Origin of the sequence: Bifidobacterium cuniculi (genome assembly GCF_000741575.1) — a bacterium.
GTDB lineage: Bacteria > Actinomycetota > Actinomycetes > Actinomycetales > Bifidobacteriaceae > Bifidobacterium > Bifidobacterium cuniculi.
The window spans coordinates 755,621-779,775 of sequence record NZ_JGYV01000001.1; the positions used below are offsets into that span (position 1 = coordinate 755,621).

At 64.4% G+C, this 24,155-nt stretch carries 18 protein-coding genes; 10 read left to right on the top strand and 8 right to left on the bottom strand.

The window, feature by feature from the left end:
* Positions 1 to 98: 98 nt before the first annotated feature.
* A complete protein-coding gene (locus BCUN_RS11330) occupies positions 99 to 4,388 on the top strand; it encodes an Ig-like domain-containing protein (protein ID WP_051920610.1) in 4,290 nt (1,429 codons plus the stop codon).
* A gap of 336 nt (positions 4,389 to 4,724) precedes the next feature.
* On the opposite strand, the gene BCUN_RS03435 is transcribed toward BCUN_RS11330, so the two are convergent.
* Positions 4,725 to 5,801, bottom strand: coding sequence for an EpsG family protein (locus BCUN_RS03435; protein ID WP_033517070.1), 1,077 nt, complete (start codon positions 5,799 to 5,801; stop codon positions 4,725 to 4,727).
* A gap of 162 nt (positions 5,802 to 5,963) precedes the next feature.
* Positions 5,964 to 6,527: an arsenate reductase/protein-tyrosine-phosphatase family protein gene (locus tag BCUN_RS03440; protein WP_033517072.1), complete on the bottom strand. Its 564-nt coding sequence runs from the start codon at positions 6,525 to 6,527 to the stop codon at positions 5,964 to 5,966.
* A 165-nt stretch (positions 6,528 to 6,692) separates the two neighbouring features.
* Here BCUN_RS03440 and BCUN_RS03445 point away from each other — a divergent pair, with 165 nt between their 5' ends.
* Positions 6,693 to 8,096 (top strand): Maf family protein, encoded by a 1,404-nt coding sequence (locus BCUN_RS03445; protein WP_033517074.1) that lies wholly within the window; start codon positions 6,693 to 6,695, stop codon positions 8,094 to 8,096.
* On the top strand, positions 8,096 to 9,211 hold the full coding sequence (locus BCUN_RS03450) for a LacI family DNA-binding transcriptional regulator (protein WP_033517076.1): 1,116 nt from the start codon (positions 8,096 to 8,098) through the stop codon (positions 9,209 to 9,211). Before BCUN_RS03445 ends, BCUN_RS03450 begins: the two co-directional genes overlap by 1 nt.
* Before the next feature lie 152 nt (positions 9,212 to 9,363).
* Here BCUN_RS03450 and BCUN_RS03455 read toward each other — a convergent pair whose 3' ends face one another.
* From BCUN_RS03455 to BCUN_RS03470, 4 genes are all read right to left on the bottom strand, one after another.
* On the bottom strand, positions 9,364 to 9,615 hold the full coding sequence (locus tag BCUN_RS03455) for a hypothetical protein (RefSeq protein ID WP_033518116.1): 252 nt from the start codon (positions 9,613 to 9,615) through the stop codon (positions 9,364 to 9,366).
* Between the two features lie 149 nt (positions 9,616 to 9,764).
* Positions 9,765 to 10,988, bottom strand: coding sequence for a multiple monosaccharide ABC transporter permease (gene mmsB / locus BCUN_RS03460; RefSeq protein WP_033518114.1), 1,224 nt, complete (start codon positions 10,986 to 10,988; stop codon positions 9,765 to 9,767).
* Positions 10,985 to 12,541: a sugar ABC transporter ATP-binding protein gene (locus BCUN_RS03465; protein ID WP_033518112.1), complete on the bottom strand. Its 1,557-nt coding sequence runs from the start codon at positions 12,539 to 12,541 to the stop codon at positions 10,985 to 10,987. The genes mmsB and BCUN_RS03465 overlap by 4 nt, the downstream gene beginning before the upstream one ends.
* Before the next feature lie 31 nt (positions 12,542 to 12,572).
* The gene (locus BCUN_RS03470) at positions 12,573 to 13,745 is read right to left on the bottom strand and encodes a substrate-binding domain-containing protein (protein ID WP_033518110.1); all 1,173 of its coding nucleotides are present in this window, start codon (positions 13,743 to 13,745) and stop codon (positions 12,573 to 12,575) included.
* A 276-nt stretch (positions 13,746 to 14,021) separates the two neighbouring features.
* Between BCUN_RS03470 and BCUN_RS03475 the strand changes: the two genes are divergently transcribed.
* From BCUN_RS03475 to araA, 6 genes are all read left to right on the top strand, one after another.
* On the top strand, positions 14,022 to 15,254 hold the full coding sequence (locus BCUN_RS03475) for an ROK family transcriptional regulator (protein ID WP_420796464.1): 1,233 nt from the start codon (positions 14,022 to 14,024) through the stop codon (positions 15,252 to 15,254).
* Complete coding sequence (locus BCUN_RS03480) at positions 15,232 to 16,053, top strand: ATP-binding cassette domain-containing protein (RefSeq protein ID WP_051920611.1); 822 nt, start codon at positions 15,232 to 15,234, stop codon at positions 16,051 to 16,053. The genes BCUN_RS03475 and BCUN_RS03480 overlap by 23 nt, the downstream gene beginning before the upstream one ends.
* A gap of 324 nt (positions 16,054 to 16,377) precedes the next feature.
* Positions 16,378 to 16,707 (top strand): hypothetical protein, encoded by a 330-nt coding sequence (locus BCUN_RS03485; protein WP_033518876.1) that lies wholly within the window; start codon positions 16,378 to 16,380, stop codon positions 16,705 to 16,707.
* A gap of 307 nt (positions 16,708 to 17,014) precedes the next feature.
* The gene (locus BCUN_RS03490) at positions 17,015 to 18,631 is read left to right on the top strand and encodes a xylulokinase (protein WP_033518721.1); all 1,617 of its coding nucleotides are present in this window, start codon (positions 17,015 to 17,017) and stop codon (positions 18,629 to 18,631) included.
* Positions 18,632 to 18,670: 39 nt separating this feature from the next.
* The gene (locus BCUN_RS03495) at positions 18,671 to 19,363 is read left to right on the top strand and encodes an L-ribulose-5-phosphate 4-epimerase (protein ID WP_033518723.1); all 693 of its coding nucleotides are present in this window, start codon (positions 18,671 to 18,673) and stop codon (positions 19,361 to 19,363) included.
* A gap of 118 nt (positions 19,364 to 19,481) precedes the next feature.
* Positions 19,482 to 20,999 (top strand): L-arabinose isomerase, encoded by a 1,518-nt coding sequence (gene araA, locus BCUN_RS03500; RefSeq protein ID WP_033517626.1) that lies wholly within the window; start codon positions 19,482 to 19,484, stop codon positions 20,997 to 20,999.
* 343 nt (positions 21,000 to 21,342) lie between these two features.
* Here the strand turns inward: araA and pdxT are convergent, their stop codons facing one another.
* Together pdxT and pdxS are read right to left on the bottom strand one after the other, a co-directional pair.
* A complete protein-coding gene (pdxT, locus tag BCUN_RS03505; protein ID WP_033517628.1) occupies positions 21,343 to 22,011 on the bottom strand; it encodes a pyridoxal 5'-phosphate synthase glutaminase subunit PdxT in 669 nt (222 codons plus the stop codon).
* Between the two features lie 13 nt (positions 22,012 to 22,024).
* Positions 22,025 to 22,900 (bottom strand): pyridoxal 5'-phosphate synthase lyase subunit PdxS, encoded by an 876-nt coding sequence (gene pdxS / locus BCUN_RS03510; RefSeq protein WP_033517630.1) that lies wholly within the window; start codon positions 22,898 to 22,900, stop codon positions 22,025 to 22,027.
* Positions 22,901 to 23,140: 240 nt separating this feature from the next.
* On the opposite strand from pdxS, the gene BCUN_RS03515 reads away from it, so the two are divergent.
* Positions 23,141 to 24,004: an aldo/keto reductase gene (locus BCUN_RS03515; protein WP_033517632.1), complete on the top strand. Its 864-nt coding sequence runs from the start codon at positions 23,141 to 23,143 to the stop codon at positions 24,002 to 24,004.
* Positions 24,005 to 24,155 lie beyond the last annotated feature (151 nt).

Below are 24,155 nucleotides of genomic sequence, written 5' to 3' on the forward strand. Positions count from 1 at the left end.
CAATCCTGGGTGAACTGTCGCAATACGACTCCGTTTCGGCGAGGTCGCAGGAAAGAACAAAGGTTCCGTATTCCAAGAGAAGAAAAGGAGACAGTGGAATGACCCAACTGTCCAATCCGACCGGCGCGGCCGAGTCGAAGCCAGGCAAGAAGCCCGGCTTCCTCAAGAAGGCCCTCGCCGGCGTCGTCGCCACGGCGACGCTGTGCGGCGGCATGGTGATCGGCACCAGCACCGCGGTGGCGGCGAATGCGCCGACCACCAGCTACGACCGTACCCTCGGCAACGCTGAATTCGAAGCTGCCCGCAACCAGTACGGCCTGTCCAAGGAGATGAGCTACGGCTCCATCCTGCATGCATGGATGTGGTCCTTCAACACCATCAAGAACAACATGAAGGACATCGCCGAAGCCGGCTACACCTCCATCCAGACCTCCCCGATCTCCGAGATCAAGGGCCCCATGGAGGGCATGAAATTCACCGAGAACTGGTACTACGTGTACCAGCCCTCCGGCAGCAAGATCGGCAACAAGGTCGTGGGTACCGAGGAAGAGCTCAAGGCCATGACTGCGGAGGCCCACAAGTACGGCATCCGAGTCATCGTCGACGGCGTCATCAACCACTTCACCGCCGACTGGAACGCCATCGATCCCGAGTGGCGCCGTTCCGACTACTTCCACACCCGTGACCAGGGCGGCTGCGGCGACAACGGTACCGCCATCAACTACGGCAACCGCTACCAGGTGACCCACTGCCACCTGCTGAGCCTGTGGGACCTCAACACCGAGAACCAGGAAGTCGGCAACAAGATGGCCGCCTTCCTCAAGCAGGCCGTGGCCGACGGCGTGGACGGCTTCCGCTACGATGCCGCCAAGCACATCGAGCTGCCGAATGAGTTCGGCACCTATTCCCCGTACTACGACACGATCCTGCCGAACGGTGCGCAGTACCAGTACGGCGAGGTGCTCCAGGGCGATGCCGGCCTCAACGCCGCTGCCTACCCGGCGCTCTTCGACAAGTACTCGTCCAACGGCGGCGGCAACACTGGTTCCCGATACGGCGGTACCCTGCGCGAGGCGCTGAAGAACTACAACCTCAACGCAGGTGGCCTCACCAACCTGCAGGGTGACGGCGTCAAGGACAACCAGCTGGTCACCTGGGTCGAATCCCACGATACCTACGCCAACACCAACGAATACTCCTCCCAGCTGACCGCATGGCAGATCCGCATGGGCTGGGCCGTCATCGGCTCCAAGGCCGGCGGCGCGCCGCTCTTCTTCAACCGACCGGTCGGCTCCGGCGGCGACCACGGCCCGCGCTTCGCGGAGCGCTCGCAGCTCGGTGACGCCGGCGACGACGAGTGGAAGTCCACCGAAGTCGCGGCCGTCAACCACTTCCGCAACGCCATGGAAGGCAACGCCGAGTACATGCGCAACTGCCAGGGCAACAACCAGTGCCTCATGATCGAGCGTTACAAGTCCAACGGCAGCTCCGCCGACGACGGCGTGACCGTCGCCAACATGGGCAGCGACGTCAACCTCGCCGGCATGGCCACCGCGCTGGACGACGGCACCTACACCGACGCCGTCAACGGCGGCACCCTGACCGTCTCGGGCAAGAAGATCACCTCCGGCACCGCCAAGGGCGGCAAGGTCTCCGTCTTCTCCAACATCAAGGTCGGCCCGCGTGCCTCCGTGTCCATCACGGCGCCGAGCTCCTTCAAGACCGACACCACCACGGTCACCCTGAACGCGTCCAACGTGTCCAACGCCCGTTACACCACCTCCGAGGGCGCCTCCGGCTCCTTCACCAGCGGCCAGGTCATCACCATCGGCGCCAACACCGCTGCGGGCAACACCATCACCGTGACCGTGACCGGCACCTCCGAGGACGGCACCGAGGTGAAGGACACCAAGACAATCACCAAGAAGGACCCGAACGCGGTCGTCTCCTACACCGCCTACGCGAAGAAGCCCTCCAGCTGGAGCACCATCTACGCGTATGCCTACGTGGACAACAACGCCGCCGGCACCAACGTGATCGAGAACATGAAGTGGCCCGGCGTGGCCATGACGGCCGAATCCAATGCCTGCAACGGCACCGCCACCCATGTCTACGAGATTCCCGAGGATATGATCGATGCGGCCGGTGACTCCCCGATCCGCGTCATCTTCAACAACGGCGGCGACGGCTCCATCACCGGCAACAAGTTCCCGGCCGACACCGTCACCACCGACCCCGACGACCACGTGGACGCCGCGGGCCTGCTGATCGACGGCTCCTATGTGTGGGACGGCAACATCACCTCCGGCAAGTGGACCGAAGCCTCCTGCGTGGCCGTGACGGTCGACTCCATCGCCATCAACGGCGGCAACATCACGCTCGACGTGAACGACAACCCGACCGCCAAGCTGACCACGACCATCACCCCGGCCGCGGCAGCCAGCGCCAAGGTGACCTGGACGTCCTCCAACACCGCCGTGGCCACCGTGAGCAACGGCACCGTGCAGGCCGTCAAGGCCGGCACTGCCACGATCACCGCGACCGCCGGCGGCAAGTCCGCCTCCATCACGGTGACCGTGACCGGTGTGCGTGTGGCCCCGACCACCACCACGGTGTATTACCCGTCCGGCAAGTTCGGCGCCAACTCTACCAACCTCTACTGGCACTTCAAGGGGACCGGCGAGGGTACCTGGACCACTGCGAAGATGACGGCTGCCTGTGACGGATACGTCTCCGTGACCCTGGACAACCCGGACCAGAAGGACATCGAGTTCGTCTTCAACAACGGCAACGGCACCTGGGACAACGTGGGTGACGTCTCCGGCCAGAACTACACCGCCACCGGCGAATACGTGGTCATCAAGGACAACACCGGCAATTATGACACCGTCGCTCCGTGCATCGTCGAAGTGCCGGTCTCCTCGGTGACCATCTCCGGCGGCAACGTCTCGCTGACCGAAGGTGAAACCAAGGCCCTCACGGCCACGGTCAGCCCCGCGAATGCGACGGATCGTGCGGTGTCCTGGAAGTCCTCCAACACGTCCGTGGCGACGGTGGACTCCAATGGCAAGGTGACTGCGAAGGCCAAGGGCACTGCCACGATCACCGCTACCGCGGGTGACAAGTCCGCCTCCGTCACGGTGACCGTGAACGCGGCCGTCGTCGACATCCCGGTGGAGTCCATTACCATCTCCGGCACGGGTGTTGCCGATGGCATGCTGGAGATGAATGCTCAGACCACCATGTCCCTGACAGCCTCTGTATCTCCGGCGAATGCCACTAACCAGGAAGTCACTTGGAAGTCCAACAATACCAATCTGGCCGTCGTTGATACCAATGGCCAGGTAACTGCCAAGGCAGCAGGTACGGTGGTGATTACTGCCACTGCAGGAGGTCGCAGCGACGCCATCATCGTCACCATTCGACAGGTGGTCGGTCTGCAATCGGTCACCATCACTGGCGATGGGGTCAAGGACAACATGTTGTCTATGGCCGCTGGCAAAACTGCACAGTTGACTGCGGTCCTGACTCCTTCGAATGCGACTGTTGGTGCGGTTGCCTGGTCTTCTTCGAATACCGCGGTCGCCACGGTGGACGGCAATGGCAAGGTCACTGCCAAGAAGGCCGGTAGTACCGCCATAGCGGTATATGCTTCCGGCAAGACTTCAGCCATTGTGGTGACGGTGTCTGGTTCGGTTCCGGTGTCGGATTCGAAGGGTGATTCCCTTGGTGTGCGTCGTGGCACGATGCTGTACCTGAACAACCAGCTCAAGGGCAATAACACGGATGTGCAGTTCGCGTATGGCCTGGAGGGCGACGAGGTGTTCGTGGGCGACTGGGACGGTGACGGCAAGGACACGGTCGCGGTGCGTCGTGGTGCGACGTTCTATGTGCGCAACGAGCTGTCGGCTGGCATGGCCCAGGCGCAGTTCACGTTCGGTCGCCCCGGTGACGAGGTGATCGTGGGTGATTGGGACGGCGACGGCAGGGACACGTTCGGTGTTCGTCGTGGCACCATGGTGTACCTGTGCAACGAGCTCAACAGCAAGGTGAGCCTGCAGTTCAATTACGGGCGTGCGGGTGACGAGTTGCTGGTGGGTGACTGGGACGGTGACGGCAGGGACACGCTTGGTGTTCGTCGTGGCACGGTGATGTACCTGGTCAATTCGCTCATGAAGGGCAGCGCGGACGTGCAGTTCGTGTACGGCCGTTCGGGTGACGAGGTTCTGGTGGGTGACTGGGACGGTGACGGCAGGGACACGCTTGGTGTTCGTCGTGGCACGGTGATGTACCTGAACAACCAGCTCAAGGGCGGTAACGCGAGTGTGCAGTTCGCGTATGGCCGTGCGGGTGACCTGGTGCTCGTGGGCAACTGGGACGGCAAGTAAGACGGCGCCGCCCCGCCGGTGAAGCGGGACGGCACCGTCTGACCGCATGTGGGGTGTGTCCAATCAGACACACCCCACATGCCATGAGAATACATGCCGGTGAACTGACCAGTCGCATGCCATCTATCAACCAGATCGAGGGCAGTTGTCATGGTGAATGGCCCCCAAGGCCTCAATGCCCAAGGCCGATGGCTTGTTCGTTTTCCGGCTGGCTGTCATGGCCGGACCTTGGGACATGCTTCGCCCCTGTTGTTGAGCGGTGCGGATGGCGATTCCAGGCAGCCACTTGACGGTTGTTTTCAAGAGGCACGTTTTTTGCTGTTCGGTATGTTCAAGTTAATGTAGAAGTGGAACGAAAACGTTATCGTAATCATTTCGCAAGATGAAATACGCCATCATGAGCATGGCAAATGCATACATGAATGAACGTTCCAAAAGATTGTACAGCAGCAGTGTCGAATGGTACTGCCTGCCGTTGCGGGTGGCTCGGTACTGTGCATCGACCAACAGGGCGATTGCCATATAGGGGAGGAGAATGATGGCACGGTCGATGCGCATGAAATCAATGCCGGTGGCAAGGACGGGCGTGAATGCGCAGAAGGCTACGCTGACTTGGAACATATTGGAACAATAAGTCGTAGTACGTTGATCCACGTTCAGGGAAGGAAGGGCCATCCTCGCGTAATACGTAATCGCGGCATTTGCGATAATCACGAGTACGATGACAAGCTGGGTGTAGAGCGTAATGGTGTCTGTCGAGAAATAGGCGCTTACTTTATCTTCCCGGAAGAAGGTAGAGGCGATTTCGGGAATCAGATTGCGCAGAAGAAAACCGAGGACCATAATGGCGCCGGCGACTATCAGGAGTATTCGTTCCCGGAGAAGGCAAAGGAATGGCAATATGATAAAAATGAGACATGTGGTGTGAAACATGACTCCCAGAACGATGAGCAGTAGGGAGCCCACGAGCCAGTGTTTCGGACGCCGGACCAAAAGGGAGAGAGCGAGGGTCACGATCGACAAGGCCAATGTCTGTCGTATCTGAATAAGCGATATCAAACCTGGATAAAAAAGGAAATATGACCATACGATCAGAGTATTATTGGTAATCTTAGCAATTGCAATCTCTGTTAATATTAGTGAGAGTAGTATTACGAGGCACTTGAAGATTCTAAAATTCAGGCCTAATGCATTACCTGCAAGAACAAGAATCCGAAAACCGGGGGCAAAGCTCTGGTAGAACGGTATCTCTTCTTGATAATAATATGCCATTTGATACTGCTGGTAATCTGCGGCATTCTGGCTGTTCCAAGTCAGGTATACGAGAACCAGAATTGGGATTACATCGAAATAACGGTGTCGTAGGCGGAATTGGCACAAGAGCGAGGTAAGGAAATATAATACCGGATTCATGGGTCCTCTTCCTAGTTACATGTGTCTTCGGTCAGTTCGGCAAACATGGGCCATACAGGGAGTGTTGTGAGTAAGTATGCCCCCCGAACGCTTCCATGCAACCCTACGGGGCATACTCTAATACCTACGGCGGATAGATTCGGGGCGATTCGGATCAATGCGCTAATTGGCGTGTGCGCCGCGGGGCAATTCGAGTGATTGGGCAATGATCGCAATGGACTGGCCGATTTCCTCGTATGCGGTACGGAAGGCGGGGAAATCCTTGCGATAGGGGTCGGAGATATCTGACGTATGCGGTACGTGAGGGCGAACCATGGACGCCTGGGCTATCACCGAATTGGCGCGTTCCAGTACGGTGTCCCCTTGAATCAAGCCATGGTCGGCACAGAAGGCGCATAGGTTGGCGAAGTCCTTAAGGGTGAAGGTGCGTCGTGCAGCCCGGGGTGCCAATGCAGCTATTTTTCTCTGTTGGTGTGCCGTGAAGCATAAAATCAGGTCGCTCGAATCGGCTAGGTGGGGTGTGAGCCGCTTGGACCGGAACTTGCTTGCGTCGATGCCAGCAGCCGCCATGAGTCGGTTGCTGGAAGGGTCGATCGGGGCGCCGTCAAGGCCCTGTGTCCCCGCGCTATCGGTCACGATTGAATCATCGTGAAAGAACAGGGGGAACATAAGCTCGCCCATTGGAGAACGGCAGATATTGCCGGTGCATACAAACAGGACCTTCATGTCCGCTCCTTGCCTCGTGCCGAAAACAAACGTACCAGAGGCAGTCTAGCGTGACATCTATGCAGAATGGCAGCAGGTGTCCGACGTTCTGGACCTCGCCCCCTGTCCAAGGTGCCGTTGCTCTTCTTGAAGTTATTTTCGTAGATGCCGGTAGACTGAAACACCATGAGCATACCCCTGATCCTCGCCTCGAAGTCGCGCCCCCGCCGTGACATCCTCTTCAACGCCGGCATCTGCCCCACCATCCGCGTCTCGCACGTCGACGAGCCGGCCGCCCTGGAATGCGCCGCTCGCCAGCAGGGCATCGCCGTCGACGAACTGGGCATCGACGAGAAGGTCATGATCCTCGCCGAGGCGAAGGCGTACGCCGTCTACGAGGCGTACCTCGAGGTCGCCGCCGCGTCGCGCGCCGCCCGCGGCGAGCGCGTCACCGGCTGGCCGCTCAAGGCGGACAGCGCGGGCGACGACGCCGCGGAAAGTGCCGAGGACCGCGCCGACGCGCGCACCCGCGACTTCTCCGGCGTCGACGTGCCGACGGCCAGCGAGCCGCTGCAGGATGCCATGGAGGGCAAGCCGGGGCTGACATGCAGCACGGTCGGCCCGCTCATCCTGGGCTGCGACTCGCTGTTCCTGCTCGACGGCGAAGCCTACGGCAAGCCGCACACGCCCGAGGTGGCGCGCCGGCGGCTGCGGCAGATGAGCGGCGCGACCGGCGAACTGTGGACGGGCCATTGCCTCATCGACTTCGCCACTGGCCGCGTGGCCAAGGGCGCCAGCAAGGCGGCCGTGCACTTCGCCGAGTTCACCGACGGGATGATCGACGCGTACATCGCCACCGGCGAACCGCTCGAAGTGGCCGGCTCCTTCACCCTCGACGGCTTCGGCGGCGCGTTCATCGACCGCATCGAGGGCGACCCGAGCGGCATCATCGGCCTGAGCCTGCCGCTGGCGCGCTCGCTGGCCGGCCAGCTCGGGGTGGCATGGACGGACCTGTGGAACGTGAAGCGCGACGAGCGGTTCGGCGAGGAGCATGTGGCGGTGGGCAAGGAGCTGCCGCCCAAGGAGAACGTGCACCAGCCGGGCGACGGCTGGGTGGAGTGCGACTGCGGACGGCGGCACTGGGGCACCAACGGCGCCGCGGGCATCATGTTGGCGCGGCGCGACCCTCAGACCGGTGAGCCCACGGCGATCGTGATGCAGCACCGCGCCGCGTGGAGTGCGGAGGGCGGCACCTGGGGCATTCCAGGCGGTGCGATCGCGGACGGCGAGAGCCCGATCGAGGGTGCGCTGCGTGAGACGTTCGAGGAGGCGAACATCACGCCGCAGGACATCGAGGTGGTGGGCTCCTACTGCGAGGACCACGGCCCGTGGGCCTACACCACGGTCTTCGCCTTCGAGAAGCCCGGGCATGAGGTGCATCCGCGCGCCAATGACGACGAGAGCATGGAGATCGACTGGGTGCCGCTCGAGGATGTGCCGAACCGCAAGCTGCTGACCGCCATGCGCACCGACTGGCCGGCCTTCGCCGCGCGCCTGGCGGCGATGGCCGACGGGAACCAGGGGGTGTGATGGCCGGGAAGCGTTCCTCGGGTGGCAGGCCCTCCATCTTCGCCGTGGCCGAACTGGCCGGCGTGAGCCACCAGACGGTCTCCAGGGTGATCAACCATTCGCCGAACGTGTCCGCCAAGACGCGGGCGAAGGTGGAGCGTGCCATCGAGGAGCTCGGCTACCGGCCGAGCAACTCGGCGCGCGCGCTGGCGTCGAACCGTTCGCGCACCGTCGGGCTGATTGCCGGCGGCCAGCGGTTCTACGGGCCGGTGTCCGCCATGGCGTCCATCGAGACGGTGGCGCGGGCGCATGACATGTTCGTCTCCGTGGCCATGGTGCACGAGGCGCTGTGTACGCAGGAGGAGTTCGACGGGCTGTGCGGCATGTTCGAGCAGCAGGGGGTGGATGCCTTCATCTTCCTGACGCCGACGGATGCCATGTTCCGCGCCGCGTGCCGGGCGAAGGTGACGCAGCCGCGCGCGATCATCACCTCCACGCACGGCACGGTGAGCGTGGAGGAGGGGCTGCGCCTGCTGAGAGCGGCGCAGCGGCGGCGCGTCTCGCTGGTCGGTGTGGACCAGTGGGGCGGCATGACCGGCGTGATGCGCATGGTGCGGAAGTATGGCCACCGTAATGTGCTGTTCTTCGCGGGACCGGCGGAGTGGCGCGACGCGGCGACCCGCCTGGCGGCGTGGAACGCGCTGTGCGCGCAGCACGCCGTGAGCTCAATCACCGTGCAGTGCCGCGACTGGGCGTCGGGGGAGGCCTACCAGCGGATGAACCACATCCTCGACAACATCGGCTCCAACGGCGGCCGACTGCCGACCTGCGTGGTGTGTTCGAACGACCCGATGGCGATGGGTGTGATCCGCGCCCTGCTCGAGCATGGCGTGCGTGTGCCGCAGGACGTGAGCGTGACCGGCTTCGACGACATGGTGGGAACCGAGAACCTGTACCCGCCGCTGACCACTGTGCGCCAGGACTTCGACGACCTGGGCACCATGGCCATGAAGGAGATCCTGTACCTGATGGGGGAGGGCGACGAGCCCGGCTATGCAGTCTCCCGCCACGGCGTGGGCCTGGCCACCGCCCAGGTGATCCCCCGCCAGTCCCTGAGGCAGGCCGCGCAGAGGTAGGTGCGCGGAGGTGCCCCCGTGCACGGAGGACTCCTGAGAAATTGTTCATTTTTTGAACAAAATCTCACGGGAGAGGGGCACACGCAAAAGGGCCCGCACGGTTTGGTACGGGCCCTCGCAGGAGAGGAAAGGGAAAGAGAAGCTAAAAAGCATCACCTGCCTTTCGGCGCGGTCGTGGCGGATCCGGCGTCGTCCTTGGCGCCATCCTTGACGTTCCACCCCAGTACGGCGTTGATGCCGCAGTAGACGGTGACCGCCACGAGGCAGACGGCAAAGATGATGTTCGACCAGCTGAACAGGTCGCCGGCGGCATTGGCTTCCACGCAGGTCTGGACCAGCCAGATGGCGCAGGCCACTGAGGTCAGTGCGTACATCCTGGCGCGGGCGGCATCGTTGAGTTTCATGGTGGCTCCTTGGAGATGGATGATGGACGGTGGCAGGCCGGGCGGAGCGTCGGCCTTCTAATCCGCAGGTTCCGAACGGTGGGATCGGGTGTGGTTCCGCCGAGGGGGAGGGGCGGCCGCGGCGTCGTCGCCGCGACCGCCGGGGAGGGTCAGCCCTTCTTGCGCTTGGACAGGATGTCCACGGCGACGGCGCCCAGCAGCACCAGGCCCTTGATGGTCTTGACGACCGCGGTGTCCACGCCCATGATGGACAGGCCCTGGTTGATCACGCCCATGACCAGTGCGCCGACCACGGCACCCGGGATGGTGCCCACGCCGCCGGTGACGGCGGTGCCTCCGATGAAGCAGGAGGCGATGGCGTCCATCTCGAACTCCATGCCGGCCTGCGCGGTGGCGGAGGAGAGGCGGGAGAGTACGCAGACCGCGGCCACGGCGGACAGGAAGCCCATGTGCACGAAGAGCGTGAAGTCCACGCGCCGCGTGTTGATGCCGGAGAGGATGGCGGCCTTGCGGTTGCCGCCCACCGCGTACACGTGCCGGCCGAAGACGGTCTTGGTGAGGATGAAGTTGTACACGAACACCAGCACCGCGAGGATGACGAGCATGATCGGGATGCCGCCTTGGTCGGCGTTGCCCGACATGGCCAGCAGGTAGGTGACGAAGCCGATGAGCAGCGTGGCGACCACGATCTTGATCACGGTCATGGCCATCGGTTCGGGCACCAGTCCCGCCTTGGCGACCTTGGTGCGGCGGCGCAGCTGGCTCCAGGCGAACAGGGCGATGCAGGCGAGGCCGACGACGATGGTCAGGCCGTCGAAGGGACCCCACCAGCCGAGCAGCTGGGGCAGGTAGTTGCGGGCGATGCCGCGGAACTCGGGGGAGGTGACGGGCACGGACTCGCCGACGATGACGGTGGCCAGGCCTCGGAAGATGAGCATGCCGGCCAAGGTGGTGATGAAGCCGGGGATGCCCACGTAGGCGACCCAGAAGCCCTGCCAGCAGCCGATGATGAGGCCGACCACCAGCGCGACGAGGATGGCGAGCATCCAGTTGACGCCTTGCCGTTCCATGAGGATGGCGCAGACACCGCCGACGAAGGCGACGATAGATCCGACCGACAGGTCGATGTGGGTGGCGATGATGACCATGACCATGCCGATGGCGAGGATGATCACGTACGCGTTCTGCTGGATGAGGGAGACGAAGCTGTTCGGCTTGAGCAGCACGCCCTTGGTGAGGATCTCGAAGACCAGCACGATGACGACCAACGCGCCGACGATACCGTACTGCTTCGAGTTGTTCGCGAGCGTGCCGAGCACGCTGTCCTTCTTGGCCGGCTTCCTTGCCGGTGCCGCTGCATTCGTGGCGCTCATGATGCAGCCACCTCCTTGTCCTTGGTCATGCCCTTCATGAGGTATTCCTGGGTGAATCCGTTGCGGTCGACGTTGTCGGTGACGACGCCCTGGCTGACGGTGTAGATGCGGTCGCAGATGCCGATGAGCTCGGGCAGCTCGGAGGAGATGACGATGACCGCCTTCCCCGCGTCCGCAAGCTGGTTGATGATTTCGTAGATCTCGTACTTGGCGCCGACGTCGATGCCGCGGGTCGGCTCGTCGAGGATGAGGATATCCGGGTCGGAGATCACCCATTTGGCGAGCACGACCTTCTGCTGGTTGCCGCCCGAGAGCGTTCCCACGTTGACGTCGATGCTCTGGCACTTGATGTGGAAGTCCTTGCGGTACTTCTCCACCTCGACCTGTTCGGTGTCGGCGTCCATGATGCCGTGCGAGCTCATCTTCTCGAGGGATGCCATGGAGGCGTTCTCGCGGATGTTCTGCAGCAGGTTGAGGCCGTATACCTTGCGGTCCTCCGTGGCGTAGGCCAGGCCGGCGTCGATGGCGGCCTGCACGTTGGGCAGCTGCACCTCCTTGCCCTTGACGAACACCTTGCCGCTGATGTGCGAGCCGTAGGAGTGTCCGAAGACGCTCATGGCCAGCTCGGTGCGGCCGGCGCCCATGAGCCCCGCCAGTCCCACGATCTCGCCCGAATGCACGTTGATGTTCGCATGGTCCACGATTACGCGTTCCTGGTCGAGCGGGTGGTGCACCGTCCAGTCCTCGAGCCGCAGGTACTCCTCGCCGGGGGTGTTCGGCTCGTGGTCCGGGTAGAGGTTGGTCAGCGAACGGCCGACCATCTTCTTGATGAGCTCGTCCTGGTCGAGCGGCGTTTCCGGCGTGATGTACATCTCGCCGACGGTGGCGCCGTCGCGGATGATGGTGATGTTGTCCGCGATATCGGCGATCTCGTTGAGCTTATGCGAGATGATGATGCTGGTGACGCCCTGTTCGTCGCGCAGCTGGCGCACGAGGCCCAGCAGGTGGGCGGAGTCCTCGTCGTTGAGCGCGGCCGTCGGTTCGTCGAGGATGAGCAGCTTGACGTCCTTGCTCAGTGCCTTGGCGATCTCGACGAGCTGCTGCTTGCCGACGCCGATGTCCATGATGCGCGTGTCGGGGTTCTCCGGCAGGCCGACGCGTTCGAGCAGCTGCTTCGCCTTGGCACGGGTCTCGTCCCAGTCGATCACGCCGCCCTTGGCCTGTTCGTTGCCGATGAAGATGTTCTCGGCGATGGACAGGAAAGGGCTCAGCGCGAGCTCCTGGTGGATGATGACGATGCCGTCCGCCTCGGAGTCCTTGATGGTGCGGTACCTGCACTCCTTGCCGTCGAAGGTGATGGTGCCGGAGTAGCTGCCGTACGGGTAGACGCCGGAAAGCACGTTCATCAGGGTGGACTTGCCGGCGCCGTTCTCGCCGCAGATCGCGTGAATCTCGCCGCGGTCGACGCTGAGGTTCACGCCCGAGAGCGCCTTGACCGGGCCGAAGGTCTTGACGATGTCGTCCATCGTCAGGATCGTGTCATTGTTTGCCATGACCGTGTTCCTTTCGGGTTTCCCGGACGCCTTACAGGACGTCCTTGCCACCGGTGAGCTTGTCGTAGCGTTCCTGGGTGATGTAGTTGGCCTTCACCAGGTCCTCGAGGTTCTCGACGGTGATGTTCTGAGGGTCGAGCAGCTTGGAGGGCACGTCGACGTTATTGTTGTTGAACTCGCCGTTGATGCCGGTGACTTCCTTGCCCTCGGCGATCTCGATGATCATGTCGTACACCGCGTCGGCCAGTTCGTCGACGTTCTTGAAGACGGTTTCGCCCTGCTTGCCGGCGGCGATGTTGGACACGGCGATTTCCATGGCGTCCTGGCCGGTGATGGGCGGCCAGGACTCAGTGCCGGGCTGCATGTCCGGGCGCTTGGACTCGATGGCGTTGATGACGCCCTGGGCGATGCCGTCGTAGGGGGTGAGCACCGCGTCGAGCTTGCGGCCGTTGGCATAGGTGGAGTCGAGGATGGATTCCATGTCCTTCTGCGCCTGTTCGGTCTTCCAGGACTGCACGGAGATCTTCTGCCAGTCGTCCACGGTGAAGTCCTTGGTCACGCCGCCGCCGTGGTTGGAGGGGTTGACCAGGACGCCCTTGGCGAAGTAGGGCTGCAGGAGGTCCCAGGCGCCCTTGAAGAAGTACTTGGCGTTGTTGTCGTCCGGGGAACCGGTGAACAGCTCGATGTTGAAGGGGCCGGTCTCGCCGTCCTCGAGTCCGAGCTGGTCGATGAGGTACTGCGCCTCGAGTACGCCGACCTGTTCGAGCTGGAAGGTGGCGTAGTAGTCGACCGCGTCCGTGTTCATGATGAGGCGGTCGTAGGCGATGACGGTGTCGCCTGCGTCGCGGGCCTTCTCGACCGCGGGGCCGACGGCGGAGCCGTCCTTGGCGGCGACCACGATGATCTTGGCACCCTGGTTGACCATGTTCTCGATGTCCGCGTTCTGCTGGGCGGGCTTGTCGTCCGCGAAGTTGAGCACGACCTTGTAGCCGGCCTTCTCGAGCTTGTCCTTGAGGTTGTTGCCGTCCTTGTTCCATCGTTCCTCGGACTTGGTGGGCATCGAGATGCCGATGATGGCGCCCTTCTCGAGCTTCTGGGTGGTGCCGTTCTGCTCGAAGCCGGCGCGGGTCGAGCTGCAGGCCGCCAGGCCGGCGGTCAGTGCCAGCGCGCTGACCGCTGCCAGGATCCGTGTAATGCACTTCATGTCTCCATCTCCTTCGACGGATTGGTGAGCTGGTATGGGTTGTTGTGTTATGACGTGTTATGACGGGTGGCATCATTGCCGGTGCCCTTGTGGGGTTCGTGGTGACCAGCATACGACGTTGAGTTAGGATGTCAAACTCAACACGGCGTGTTGTGAGTTTTTGAGTTCGATGTTTGAATGCAACATGCCGGAAAACCGGCCAAATACCGAAAATCCAAGACCATCCGTTTCGTTTTCCGCCCGGAAGGCCGTATGCTTGAGGGCATGGCAGGACGATTGGCGAAGAGGCTCGGCGCACAGGGCTCACAACGGGAGACCAACCGCGCCAACCTGCTGGACGCCATCCACCGCTTCGGGGCGATGACCCAGGTCGAACTCGCCGAGACCATCGGCGTCTCCACGGCCACGGTCTCCGCACTCGTGCACCAACTCGTGGACGAAGGCCAGCTGCAGACCAACGGCACGGTACGCAACGGGCGCCGCGCCAGCCTCGTCACGCTCGCCCACCGCGAAGGTCTCGCCGCCGGCGTGTGCATCCTGCGCCACTCGCTGCGCGTGGTCCTGGTGGACGACACCCGCCAGCCATTCGTCGACCACACCTATCCGCTGCCGCGCGGCCACCAGCCGGACACCACCCTCGACATCGTCATCCGCATGATCCACGAATCCCTCGGGCAGATGGACGCCGACGAAGCCAGCCTGCGCGCCATCGGCGTGGCCGTCGGCGCCCCCATCGACGCGCGCACCGACACCGTCGCCGTCCCCGGGCTCCTGCCCGGCTGGGAGGACACCGCCATCGGCGACATCCTCTCCGCGGCCTTCGGCGGCATCCCCGTCCTCGTGGAGAACGACGCCTACATGGCCGCCTTCTGCGAGGCGCGCATCGGCGCAGGCAACGGCGTCGACGACTTCGTCTACGTCAACGCCGGCGACGGCGTCGGCGCCGGCATCATCCAGCATGGCGAGGTCTACCGCGGCGTCACCGGACTGGCCGGCGAGATCGGCCATGTCCAGGTCGACTCGCTCGGCGCCATCTGCCAATGCGGCAACCGCGGCTGCCTCAACACCGTCGTCGACGAGCGCCGGCTGTGCTCGCAGCTGGCCGTCACCCACGGCGACCTCACCCTCGACGACCTCGTCGCCAAGGCGATCGAAGGCGACTCCGGCTGCCGGCGCGTCATCGAGGACGCAGCGCTGCGCATCGGCAACGTCACCTCCACGCTGTGCATCGCCTATGACCCGGCGCTGGTGGTGGTCGGCGGCCAGCTCTCGCGCGCCGGCGACGACTTCCTGGGGCCGTTCCGCGAATCGCTGCAGCGACTGCTGTTCCCCGACGCGCTGACCCCCATCGAGGTGCGCGAGGCGCAGCATCCCATGGTCAATGCCGCGCTGGGGGCAGGGATCATGGCCATCGAGGGCGTCGAGCGCGAGGCGCTCGCGTCGGGGCGTGAGGGAAGCACCAGGAAGAAGGAACGAGGGGATACAGGTGGAGCAATCGACGTTGATTGAGCTGCGGGGCATCGCGAAACGCTACGGGCTGGTGGAGGCACTGCACGGGGTGGACCTGACGGTGGGCACGCGCCAGGTGGTCGCCGTCGTCGGCGACAACGGCGCCGGCAAGTCGACGCTGGTCAACGTCATCGCCGGCCTGGTGCAGCCCGACGAGGGCACCGTCCTCCTGCGCGGGCGGGAGGTCGCGCTCACCGGCGTGGCGCGCGCCGTCGAACTCGGCATCGCCTCGGCCTTCCAGCAGACCGAGCTGTGCGACAACCTCGATGTCTCCGCCAACCTGTTCCTGGGCAACGAACTGCGCCGCGGTGCGACACGCGACGACGACGCCATGCGCGAGCGCGCCCGCGGGGTCCTCAACCGGCTCGCCGCGCACGTACGCCCCAGCCAGCAGGTCTCGTCACTCTCCGGCGGCCAGCGGCAGATGGTGGCCATCGCCCGCACCTTGCTCAACGACCCCGCGCTCATCGTGCTCGACGAACCCACGGCCTCGCTGTCGGTCACCCAGACCTCCGAGGTGCTCAACTACATCACTGCGCTGCGCTCCGACGGGCGGAGCGTGCTCATGGTCTGCCACGACCTGCCCAGTGTCTTCGCGGTCGCCGACCGCATTGCGGTGATGCGGCACGGCACGGTGGTGGCGGTCCATACCACCGCCGACACCTCCTACGAGGAGATCATCGGCGAGATCGCGGGCGTCGGTGGTGCTTCGCGCGCCGGCGTGGCCGGCGCCAGGCGACGCATGCCGCGGCCGCGCGTGGCCGTGCGGCAGCCGGCGCGCCGGCCGGGTGCCGGCTGATGGCAGTCGGGGCTGGCCGTGCGGGTGTGTGGTCGTGGCTGAGATTGTGGTTGTGGTGTCGGCGGTGGCGGCCGTGCATAACTGCAGATTGCAGATGTGTGCTCATAACTGTGCCGATGGTCTTGCAACTCGCACGTATTGCAGAACCATTTCCCCGGTTATGAGGGCATAACTGCAATCTGCAGTTATGCACGGACACGGGCGTGACCGGCGGGAGGCGTGCAAGGCTGCAGGGCTGCACGGCTGCACAGCTGGGATCGGAAGCGCATGTCAAGAAGACCAAGAAGGACCAAGAAAACCAAGCAATCACGAAAGGCAACGTACATGTCCACTGCGGAAATCATCGTCTCCATCGTCGCGGGGCTCGGCTGCCTCGCCCTGGGCGTCTTCCTCGGCGCCATGCCCTTCCGTCGCAAGGAGATCACCGAGGCGCAATACAAGTACCAGCAGCTGGGCGGCGTCCTCGCCTGCGGCGTGGTGGTGATCCTGATCCTGCTGGGCATGGACATCGCCTCCTGGATCGTGATCGGCGCGCTGGTCGTAGGCGCTGCCGGCAGCCGCATCCCGGCCGTGCACCGCTGGCTGCTCGGGCAATTCCCCATGCTGCGCCCTGCCGAGCCGACGTCGCCGTTGAAGCGGGCGAAGCGGAAGTAGGGGAGTGGTTGTGTGTGGTGCGACCTTGCCTTATAAGAAATTGTTCGTTTTTCTGAACAAAATCTAGGGGCCTGCCGGGTTATAGGGGGCGTCGACACGCCGTCGGAGAGCCGATTTTCGGTTCCCCGACGGCGTGTCGACGCCCCCCTATAACCCGGCAGGCCCCTAGATTTTGTTCAGAAAAACGAACAATTTCTTACGGGGGTGAGAACAGGTGCGGGAGCATCGGCGTGTTGCACTGTTGTGAGCGCTAACATAAAGCTATCGCACAACGTCGTGAATCCCGGAAGAGAGTAGGAGACACACCATGGCAGCATCGCAGGATGCAGCGGCGGAGGCCATCCGCAGCGGCAACACCTCGCTCGGCGTGGAGTTCGGGTCCACCCGCATCAAGGCCGTCCTCATCGACGGCGACCGCAACACCCTCGCCACCGGCGAATACGGTTGGCAGTCCCACCTGGAGGACGGCCTGTGGAGCTACACGCTCGAGGAGGTCTGGAAGGGCCTGCAGCACGTGGTCGGCGAGGTCATCGCCCGGGTCGAGCGCGACTACGGCGCCAGGCTCGAGAAGATCGGCCGCATGGGCTTCTCCGCCATGATGCACGGCTACCTCGCCTTCGACGCCGCGGGCGAGCTCCTCGTGCCTTTCCGCACCTGGCAGAACACCAACACGCACGCCGCCCACGAGGCACTCTCCGAGCTCTTCCGGTTCAACATCCCCGAACGCTGGAGCATCGCCCACCTCTACCAGTGCATCCTCGACGGCGAGGAGCACGTCGGCCGGATCGACTACGTCACCACCCTCGCCGGCTACGTGCACTGGAAGCTCACCGGACGCCGCGTCCTCGGCGTCGGCGACGCCTCCGGCATGTTCCCCATCGACCCCGCCACCCGCACCTACGACGCCGACCTCATGGCGCGCTTCGACGCCATCGACGCAGTCGCCGGACTGCCGTGGACGCTGGAGCAGGTCCTGCCCGAACCGCTCGTCGCCGGCACGCCCGCAGGGTCACTGACCGCCGACGGCGCCAAGCTGCTCGACCCCACCGGCACGCTCAAGGAGTGCCCGGTGCTCGCGCCGCCGGAAGGCGACGCCGGCACCGGCATGGTCGCCACGAACTCCGTGCGCCCGCGCACCGGCAACGTCTCCGCCGGCACCTCCATCTTCGCCACCGTCGTCCTCGAGCACAGACTCAAGGACCTGCACCCCGAGGTCGACGTCGTCGCCACCCCCATGGGCGACCCGGCCGGCATGAGCCACGCGAACAACTTCACCGGCGTGCTCAACGCCTGGGTCGACCTCTTCCGCCAGTTCACCGCCGCGGCCGGCATCGAGATCGGCACTGGCGACCTCTATGGCACGCTCTTCCGTGCTGCCATCTGCGCGGACGCCGACCCCGACGCCGGCGGCCTGACGGCGTACCCCTTCCGCACCGGCGAGTTCCTCGCGGGGCTCACCGAGGGGCGCCCGCTCTTCGTGCACTCCCCGGAGGCGCACACCGGCCTGGCGAACTTCATGCGCGCGCAGCTCTTCGGTGCCTTCTGCCCGGTGACCATCGGCATGAAGGTCATGACCGAGCAGGAAGACGTGCAAATCGACTCGCTCATCGGCCACGGCGGCATCTTCGGCACGCCCGTGGTCGCGCAGAAGCTGCTGGCCGCCGCATTCGACACGCCGATCCGCGTCATGGCGACCGCCGCCGAGGGCGGTGCCTGGGGCATGGCCGTGCTCGCCGACTACCTGGAACATGCCGCGACGCCGCTCGCCGACTACCTCGACGAGCTCGTCTTCGCGGGCGCCGAGGACACCACCGAGGAGCCCGACCCACAGGACGTCGCCGGTTTCCGCGACTACTTCGCTCGCTTCATGGACGGACTGCCGGTGGAGCAGGCCGCGGTGGAGCACGTGGCACTCGAATACTGACACATTTTTCACGGACCGACACGAAAGGACAGAACCGACATGGCAACATTGGCAGATTACGGCCCCGAGGTGCGCGCCGAGGTCAAGCAGGTGCGCGAGGTCGTCGCCGCGCTGCACGACCAGCTCATCAAGTGGAACCTCGTGGTGTGGACGGCGGGCAACGTCTCGCAGCGCCTGCGCACCGCGGACCTCATGGTGATCAAGCCTTCCGGCCTGCGCTACGAATACCTCACCCCGAGCTCGATGGTCGTGTGCGACCTCGACGGCAACGTGGTCGACGGCGCCGAGTCGCCCTCCTCCGACACCGCCTCGCACGCCTACATCTACCGCCACATGCCGGACGTGTACGGCGTGGTGCACACCCACTCCACCTACGCCACCGCCTGGGCGGCCACCGGCCAGGACATCCCCTGCGGCCTGACCATGATGGGCGACGAGTTCGGCGGCCCCGTGCCGGTCGGCCCCTTCCGCCTCATCGGCTCCGAGGCCATCGGCGAGGGCGTGGTCGAGACCCTCAAGAAATACCCGAAGTCGCCGGCGGTGCTCATGCAGAACCACGGCCCCTTCACCATCGGCAAGGACGCCGAGGCCGCCGTCAAGGCAGCCGCCATGACCGAGGAGGTGTCGCACACCATGTGGGCCGCCCGCCAGCTCGGCGAGATCATCCCGATCCAGCAGGAGGACGTCGACAAGCTCAACGACCGCTACCAGAACGTGTACGGGCAGCACTGAGCATTCATGCTCTCTCATAAGAAATTGTTCATTTTTCTGAACAAAATCTCAGGTACCGCGCACACGGACACACTTCAACACAACACCCACCCCCATCTCACCTAAGGAACACACCAACATGACCATGGACAACCCCTTCGAAGGCAAGGAAATCTGGTTCGGCGTCGGATCGCAGGACCTGTACGGCGAGGAGGCGCTGCGCCAGGTGGCACAGCAGTCCCGCGAAATCGTGGACGCGCTCAACGCCTCCGGTCGCATCCCTGTCAAGCTCGTGCTCAAGGAGACCCTCAGGAGCTCCGACGGCGTGCGCCGCTTCATGGTGGACGCCTCCGCCGATGACGCCTGCATCGGCGTGGTCACCTGGATGCACACCTTCTCCCCGGCCAAGATGTGGATCCGCGGCCTCGAGGCGCTCAAGAAGCCGCTGCTGCAGCTCAACACGCAGCACCACTTCGAGATCCCGTGGGAAACCATCGACATGGACTTCATGAACCTCAACCAGGCTGCCCACGGCGACCGCGAGTACGGCTACATCGTCACCCGCCTGGGCATCCCGCGCAAGATCGTGGTCGGCCACTACACCGACCCGGCAGTCGCCGACAAGATCGGCACCTGGGCACGCGCCTGTGCCGGCTGGGACGCCTCCACCCACATGAACGTGATGCGCTGGGGCGACAACATGCGCAACGTGGCCGTCACTGAGGGCGACAAGACCGAGGCGGAGCGCGTCTTCGGCGCCTCCATCAACACCTGGGCCGTCAACGAGCTCGTCGCCGCCTACGACGCCGTCAAGGACGACCAGGTCAAGGAGATCATCGAGGACTACAAGGCGAAGTACGAGGTGGCGCCCTCCCTGCTCGACACCGACTACGAGTCCCTGTTCATCGCGGCCAAGGAAGAGGCCGCCATGGTCAACATGATGCGCGCCAACGGCTGCACCGCCGGCGTCGACAACTTCGAGGACCTCGGTGCCCTGCCGCAGCTGCCCGGCGTGGCCGCGCAGCGCTTCCCTGCCGGGTACGGCTGGGGCTTCTCCGCGGAAGGCGACTGGAAGACCGCGGTGCTCGTGCGCATCGGCAACGTGATGGGCTACGGCCTCGAGGGCGGCGCCTCCCTCATGGAGGACTACTCCTACAACTTCACCCCCGGCAACGAGATGATCATGGGTTCGCATATGCTCGAGGTCTCCCCGTCCGTGGGCACCATCGCCAAGCCGACGCTGGAGATCCACCCGCTGGGCATCGGCGGCAAGGCCGACCCGGTGCGCCTCGTGTTCACCGTCGCCCCGAAGAAGGACGCCGTCGTGGTCTCCCTGGCCGACGTGCGCGAGCGCTTCCGCCTGCTCATGAACGTGGTCGACGTGGTCGAGCCGCTCGGTGACCTCAAGGAGCTGCCGTGCGCCCGCGCCCTGTGGAAGCCGGAACCGAACCTCGAGGTCTCCGCCGAATGCTGGCTGCGTGGCGGCGGCTCCCACCACACCTGCATGACCACCTCCGTGGGCCGTGAGGCGTGGGAGGACTTCGCCCGCATCGCCGGCGTGGAACTCGCCACCATCGACGCCGACACCACCCCGCGCGCCTTCGAGCGCGAGCTGGAGCTGGAGGACGTGTACCACCGCCTGAACAACAAGCACTGAACGTACCTCCCCCTCCTTCAGGCAAGTGCCGCTGCACCATGGTGACCATGGTGCAGCGGCACTTGCCTTTATTCCTGGCGTCTTGTGTACATGAACGGCGGTGTGCCTATTGTGTGGTGGCGTTGTGCGCGTTGGCCTTGGCCGGTGCCCCCATCCAACCCCATCATGCATGTCCTGTGGCGCCATTGGTTCTGCGGCTTCATGACCTGTTGCGCTTATGAGGTGTGGGTTAAGCGGAGAGGGGCTATATATGCCTTTGCCGTTTCAACGATTTCAGGCCCTCTATGAAGCAGGGTCTCGCTTAACCCACCCCTCATAAGCGCAACGGTTTCCCATGCGAGCCCTACAGCCCCAGGAAGTACTCGTGCACCCTGGTGTCGTCGGTCACTTCCGGATGGAAGGCAGTGGCGAGGATTCTCCCTTGCTGTAGGGCGACGACGTCGCCGTCCACCACCGCCATGATTCGGGCGTCGTCGCCGACGGACGCCACGAGCGGGCCGCGGATGAACACCATCGGCATGTCGGCGATCACGCCCGACGGGTCGTCCTCGCTGTGCAGGCCGTCCACGGGAGTGTATGTGTCCAGGTCTTCCGTCGTCATGAAGGACCCCAGCTGACGCCCGTAGGCGTTGCGGCGCACCGTGGCGTCGAGCGCGCCGAAGTACACGGTGTCATCCTGCTCGAGTGCGCTGGCCAGCAGGATCATGCCGGCACAGGTGCCGAAAGTGGGCTTGCCGGCCGCGATATGCGCGGCAATCGGGTCGAACAGGCCGGTCGAGCGCAGGAGCTTGCCCTGCGTGGTGCTCTCGCCGCCGGGCAGGATGACCCGGTCGATCGAGGCGTCGAAGTCATCGGCGGCGCGCAGCAGCTTCCACGGCGCACCCAGCCGGTCGAGCATCGCGGCATGCTCCGCGAAGGCGCCCTGAACGGCCAGGATGCCCGTGACGCCGGAGCGTTCGCCCTCGATGCCTTCGGAGTGCTCCTTGCTGATGTAGGAAACGTCCACAACCATGACTGCCGCCGTTTCACTCGCCGCGGGCGGCCATGATCGTCTCGATCTCGTCCTCGTTGATGCCGACCATCGCCTCGCCTAGGTCCGCGGAGAGGCGCGCCAGCAGGTCGGCGTCCTGCCAGTTCGCGGTCGCCTGCACGATGGCGGCGGCGCGCTTCGCCGGGTCGCCGGACTTGAAGATGCCCGAGCCGACGAAGACGCCCTCGGCACCGAGTTCCATCATGAGTGCGGCGTCGGCCGGGGTGGCGACGCCGCCAGCGGCGAAGTTCACCACCGGCAGGCGGCCGTTGTCGTGCACGAACCTGGCGAGTTCGTAGGGCACTGCCAGCTGCTTGGCCGCCTCGTACACCTCGTCGTCGCGCAGCGCCTCCAACTCGCGGATCTGCCGGTTCATGGTGCGCATGTGGCGCACTGCCTGGATGACGTCGCCGGTGCCGGGTTCGCCCTTGGTGCGGATCATGCTCGCGCCTTCCTCGATGCGGCGCAGCGCCTCGCCGAGGTTCTTCGCGCCGCAGACGAAGGGGACGTCGAATTCGCGCTTGTCGATGTGGTAGACGTCGTCGGCGGGGGAGAGGACCTCGGACTCGTCGATGTAGTCGATATCGATGGCCTGCAGGATGCGCGCCTCGGCGATGTGCCCGATGCGCACCTTCGCCATGACGGGGATGGAGACCGCCTCCTGGATGCCGCGGATCATGGCGGGGTCGCTCATGCGGCTCACGCCGCCGGCGGCGCGGATGTCCGCGGGGATGCGTTCGAGGGCCATCACGGCGCAGGCGCCCGCCTCCTGGGCGATGCGCGCCTGTTCGGGGGTGGTGACGTCCATGATGACGCCGCCCTTGAGCATCTGTGCGAGGTTGCGGTTGAGTTCGTTGCGCGTAGTGTCCATCTGTAGCTCTCCTGTAAGTGATCCGGTGACCGTTGATGCCGTACCATGCGCCACGGCAGACAAGATGAGGCCGTCGGGCAGCGCATGGACTGTACAGAGCAATAGCACACGTCGCGTTTCCGATGCTTCCGCTGTTCCTGATAGTGGTCCGCGTGCTTGGCGCAGTCCGCATTGCCCACGCACGTGGTTAAGCTGGCTGGAGCATGGAACTCGGTGCATGACCGACGGAAAGGAACGACGATGACACAGGAAACACAGGCAGGCGCGCAGGTGCCGATGGTGCGGCTGCACGACGGCAACGAGATCCCGCAGGTCGGCCTTGGGGTGCTGCGCATCGACGACGAGGGCGTCACCCCGGTGGTGGAGTCCGCCCTGCAGGTCGGCTACCGGCACATCGATGGCGCCGCCGGCTACGACAACGAAGGCGGCGTGGGCCGCGCACTCGAGGAGGTCGGCTACGCGAGCGGCCCGCAGCGCGAACGGCTGTGGATGACCACGAAACTGCGCGACTCGGAGCAGGGCTACGACTCCGCGTTGCGCGCCTTTGACCGCCAGCTGGGACTGCTGCGCCTGGACTACGTGGACATGTACATGATCCACTGGCCGACGCCCTTCGACTGGAGGAGCGGGGAGACCTGGAAGGCCTTCGTACGGCTGCGCGACGAAGGGCGTGTGCGGACCCTGGGCGTGTGCAACTTCATGCCGTCCGACCTGGAGCGGCTGCATGGGGAGACGGGGGAGTACCCGACGGTCAACCAGATCGAGCTGCACCCCACCTGGCAGCAGCGCGAGGTGACGGCGTACTGCCGTGAGCATGGCATCGCGGTGGAGGCGTACTCGCCGATGGCCCGCGGCGCCGACCTGGCCAACGGCGTGGCGGAGGAGATTGCCGCCGTGCACGGCGTGACCCCCGCGCAGGTGATCCTGCGCTGGCACATCGAGAACGGCACGATCATCATCCCCAAGTCCGTGCACCGCGACCGCCAGGAGGAGAACCTCGACCTGTTCGGCTTCGCGTTGACCGACGAGGAGCACCGCCGGATCGACGCACTGGACGGCCCGACCCGCGCCGGCCACGACCCGGCCACCTTCAGCTATGCGTGAGTTCCTGTGTGTTTCTGTGTTAAAACGGGCACCAGGTCGGGTACTTTCCCCGAATTAAAGCGGGCACCCGCACGGGGTCGAATCCTGACTTAAAGCGGGCACCGGGTCGAAGAACTACTTTGTTCTTCGACCCGGTGCCCGCTTTAAGTCA

Coding starts and splice junctions, on each gene's coding strand:
- BCUN_RS03455 (WP_033518116.1), bottom strand. CDS start 9,615: ATGAAACTCAACGATGCCGCCCGCGCCAGGATGTACGCACTGACCTCA.
- mmsB (WP_033518114.1), bottom strand. CDS start 10,988: ATGAGCGCCACGAATGCAGCGGCACCGGCAAGGAAGCCGGCCAAGAAG.
- BCUN_RS03440 (WP_033517072.1), bottom strand. CDS start 6,527: ATGAAGGTCCTGTTTGTATGCACCGGCAATATCTGCCGTTCTCCAATG.
- BCUN_RS03490 (WP_033518721.1), top strand. CDS start 17,015: ATGGCAGCATCGCAGGATGCAGCGGCGGAGGCCATCCGCAGCGGCAAC.
- BCUN_RS03450 (WP_033517076.1), top strand. CDS start 8,096: ATGGCCGGGAAGCGTTCCTCGGGTGGCAGGCCCTCCATCTTCGCCGTG.
- BCUN_RS03435 (WP_033517070.1), bottom strand. CDS start 5,801: ATGAATCCGGTATTATATTTCCTTACCTCGCTCTTGTGCCAATTCCGC.
- pdxT (WP_033517628.1), bottom strand. CDS start 22,011: ATGGTTGTGGACGTTTCCTACATCAGCAAGGAGCACTCCGAAGGCATC.
- BCUN_RS03515 (WP_033517632.1), top strand. CDS start 23,141: ATGACACAGGAAACACAGGCAGGCGCGCAGGTGCCGATGGTGCGGCTG.
- BCUN_RS03465 (WP_033518112.1), bottom strand. CDS start 12,541: ATGGCAAACAATGACACGATCCTGACGATGGACGACATCGTCAAGACC.
- BCUN_RS03495 (WP_033518723.1), top strand. CDS start 18,671: ATGGCAACATTGGCAGATTACGGCCCCGAGGTGCGCGCCGAGGTCAAG.
- araA (WP_033517626.1), top strand. CDS start 19,482: ATGACCATGGACAACCCCTTCGAAGGCAAGGAAATCTGGTTCGGCGTC.
- BCUN_RS03470 (WP_033518110.1), bottom strand. CDS start 13,745: ATGAAGTGCATTACACGGATCCTGGCAGCGGTCAGCGCGCTGGCACTG.
- BCUN_RS03485 (WP_033518876.1), top strand. CDS start 16,378: ATGTCCACTGCGGAAATCATCGTCTCCATCGTCGCGGGGCTCGGCTGC.
- BCUN_RS03445 (WP_033517074.1), top strand. CDS start 6,693: ATGAGCATACCCCTGATCCTCGCCTCGAAGTCGCGCCCCCGCCGTGAC.
- BCUN_RS11330 (WP_051920610.1), top strand. CDS start 99: ATGACCCAACTGTCCAATCCGACCGGCGCGGCCGAGTCGAAGCCAGGC.
- pdxS (WP_033517630.1), bottom strand. CDS start 22,900: ATGGACACTACGCGCAACGAACTCAACCGCAACCTCGCACAGATGCTC.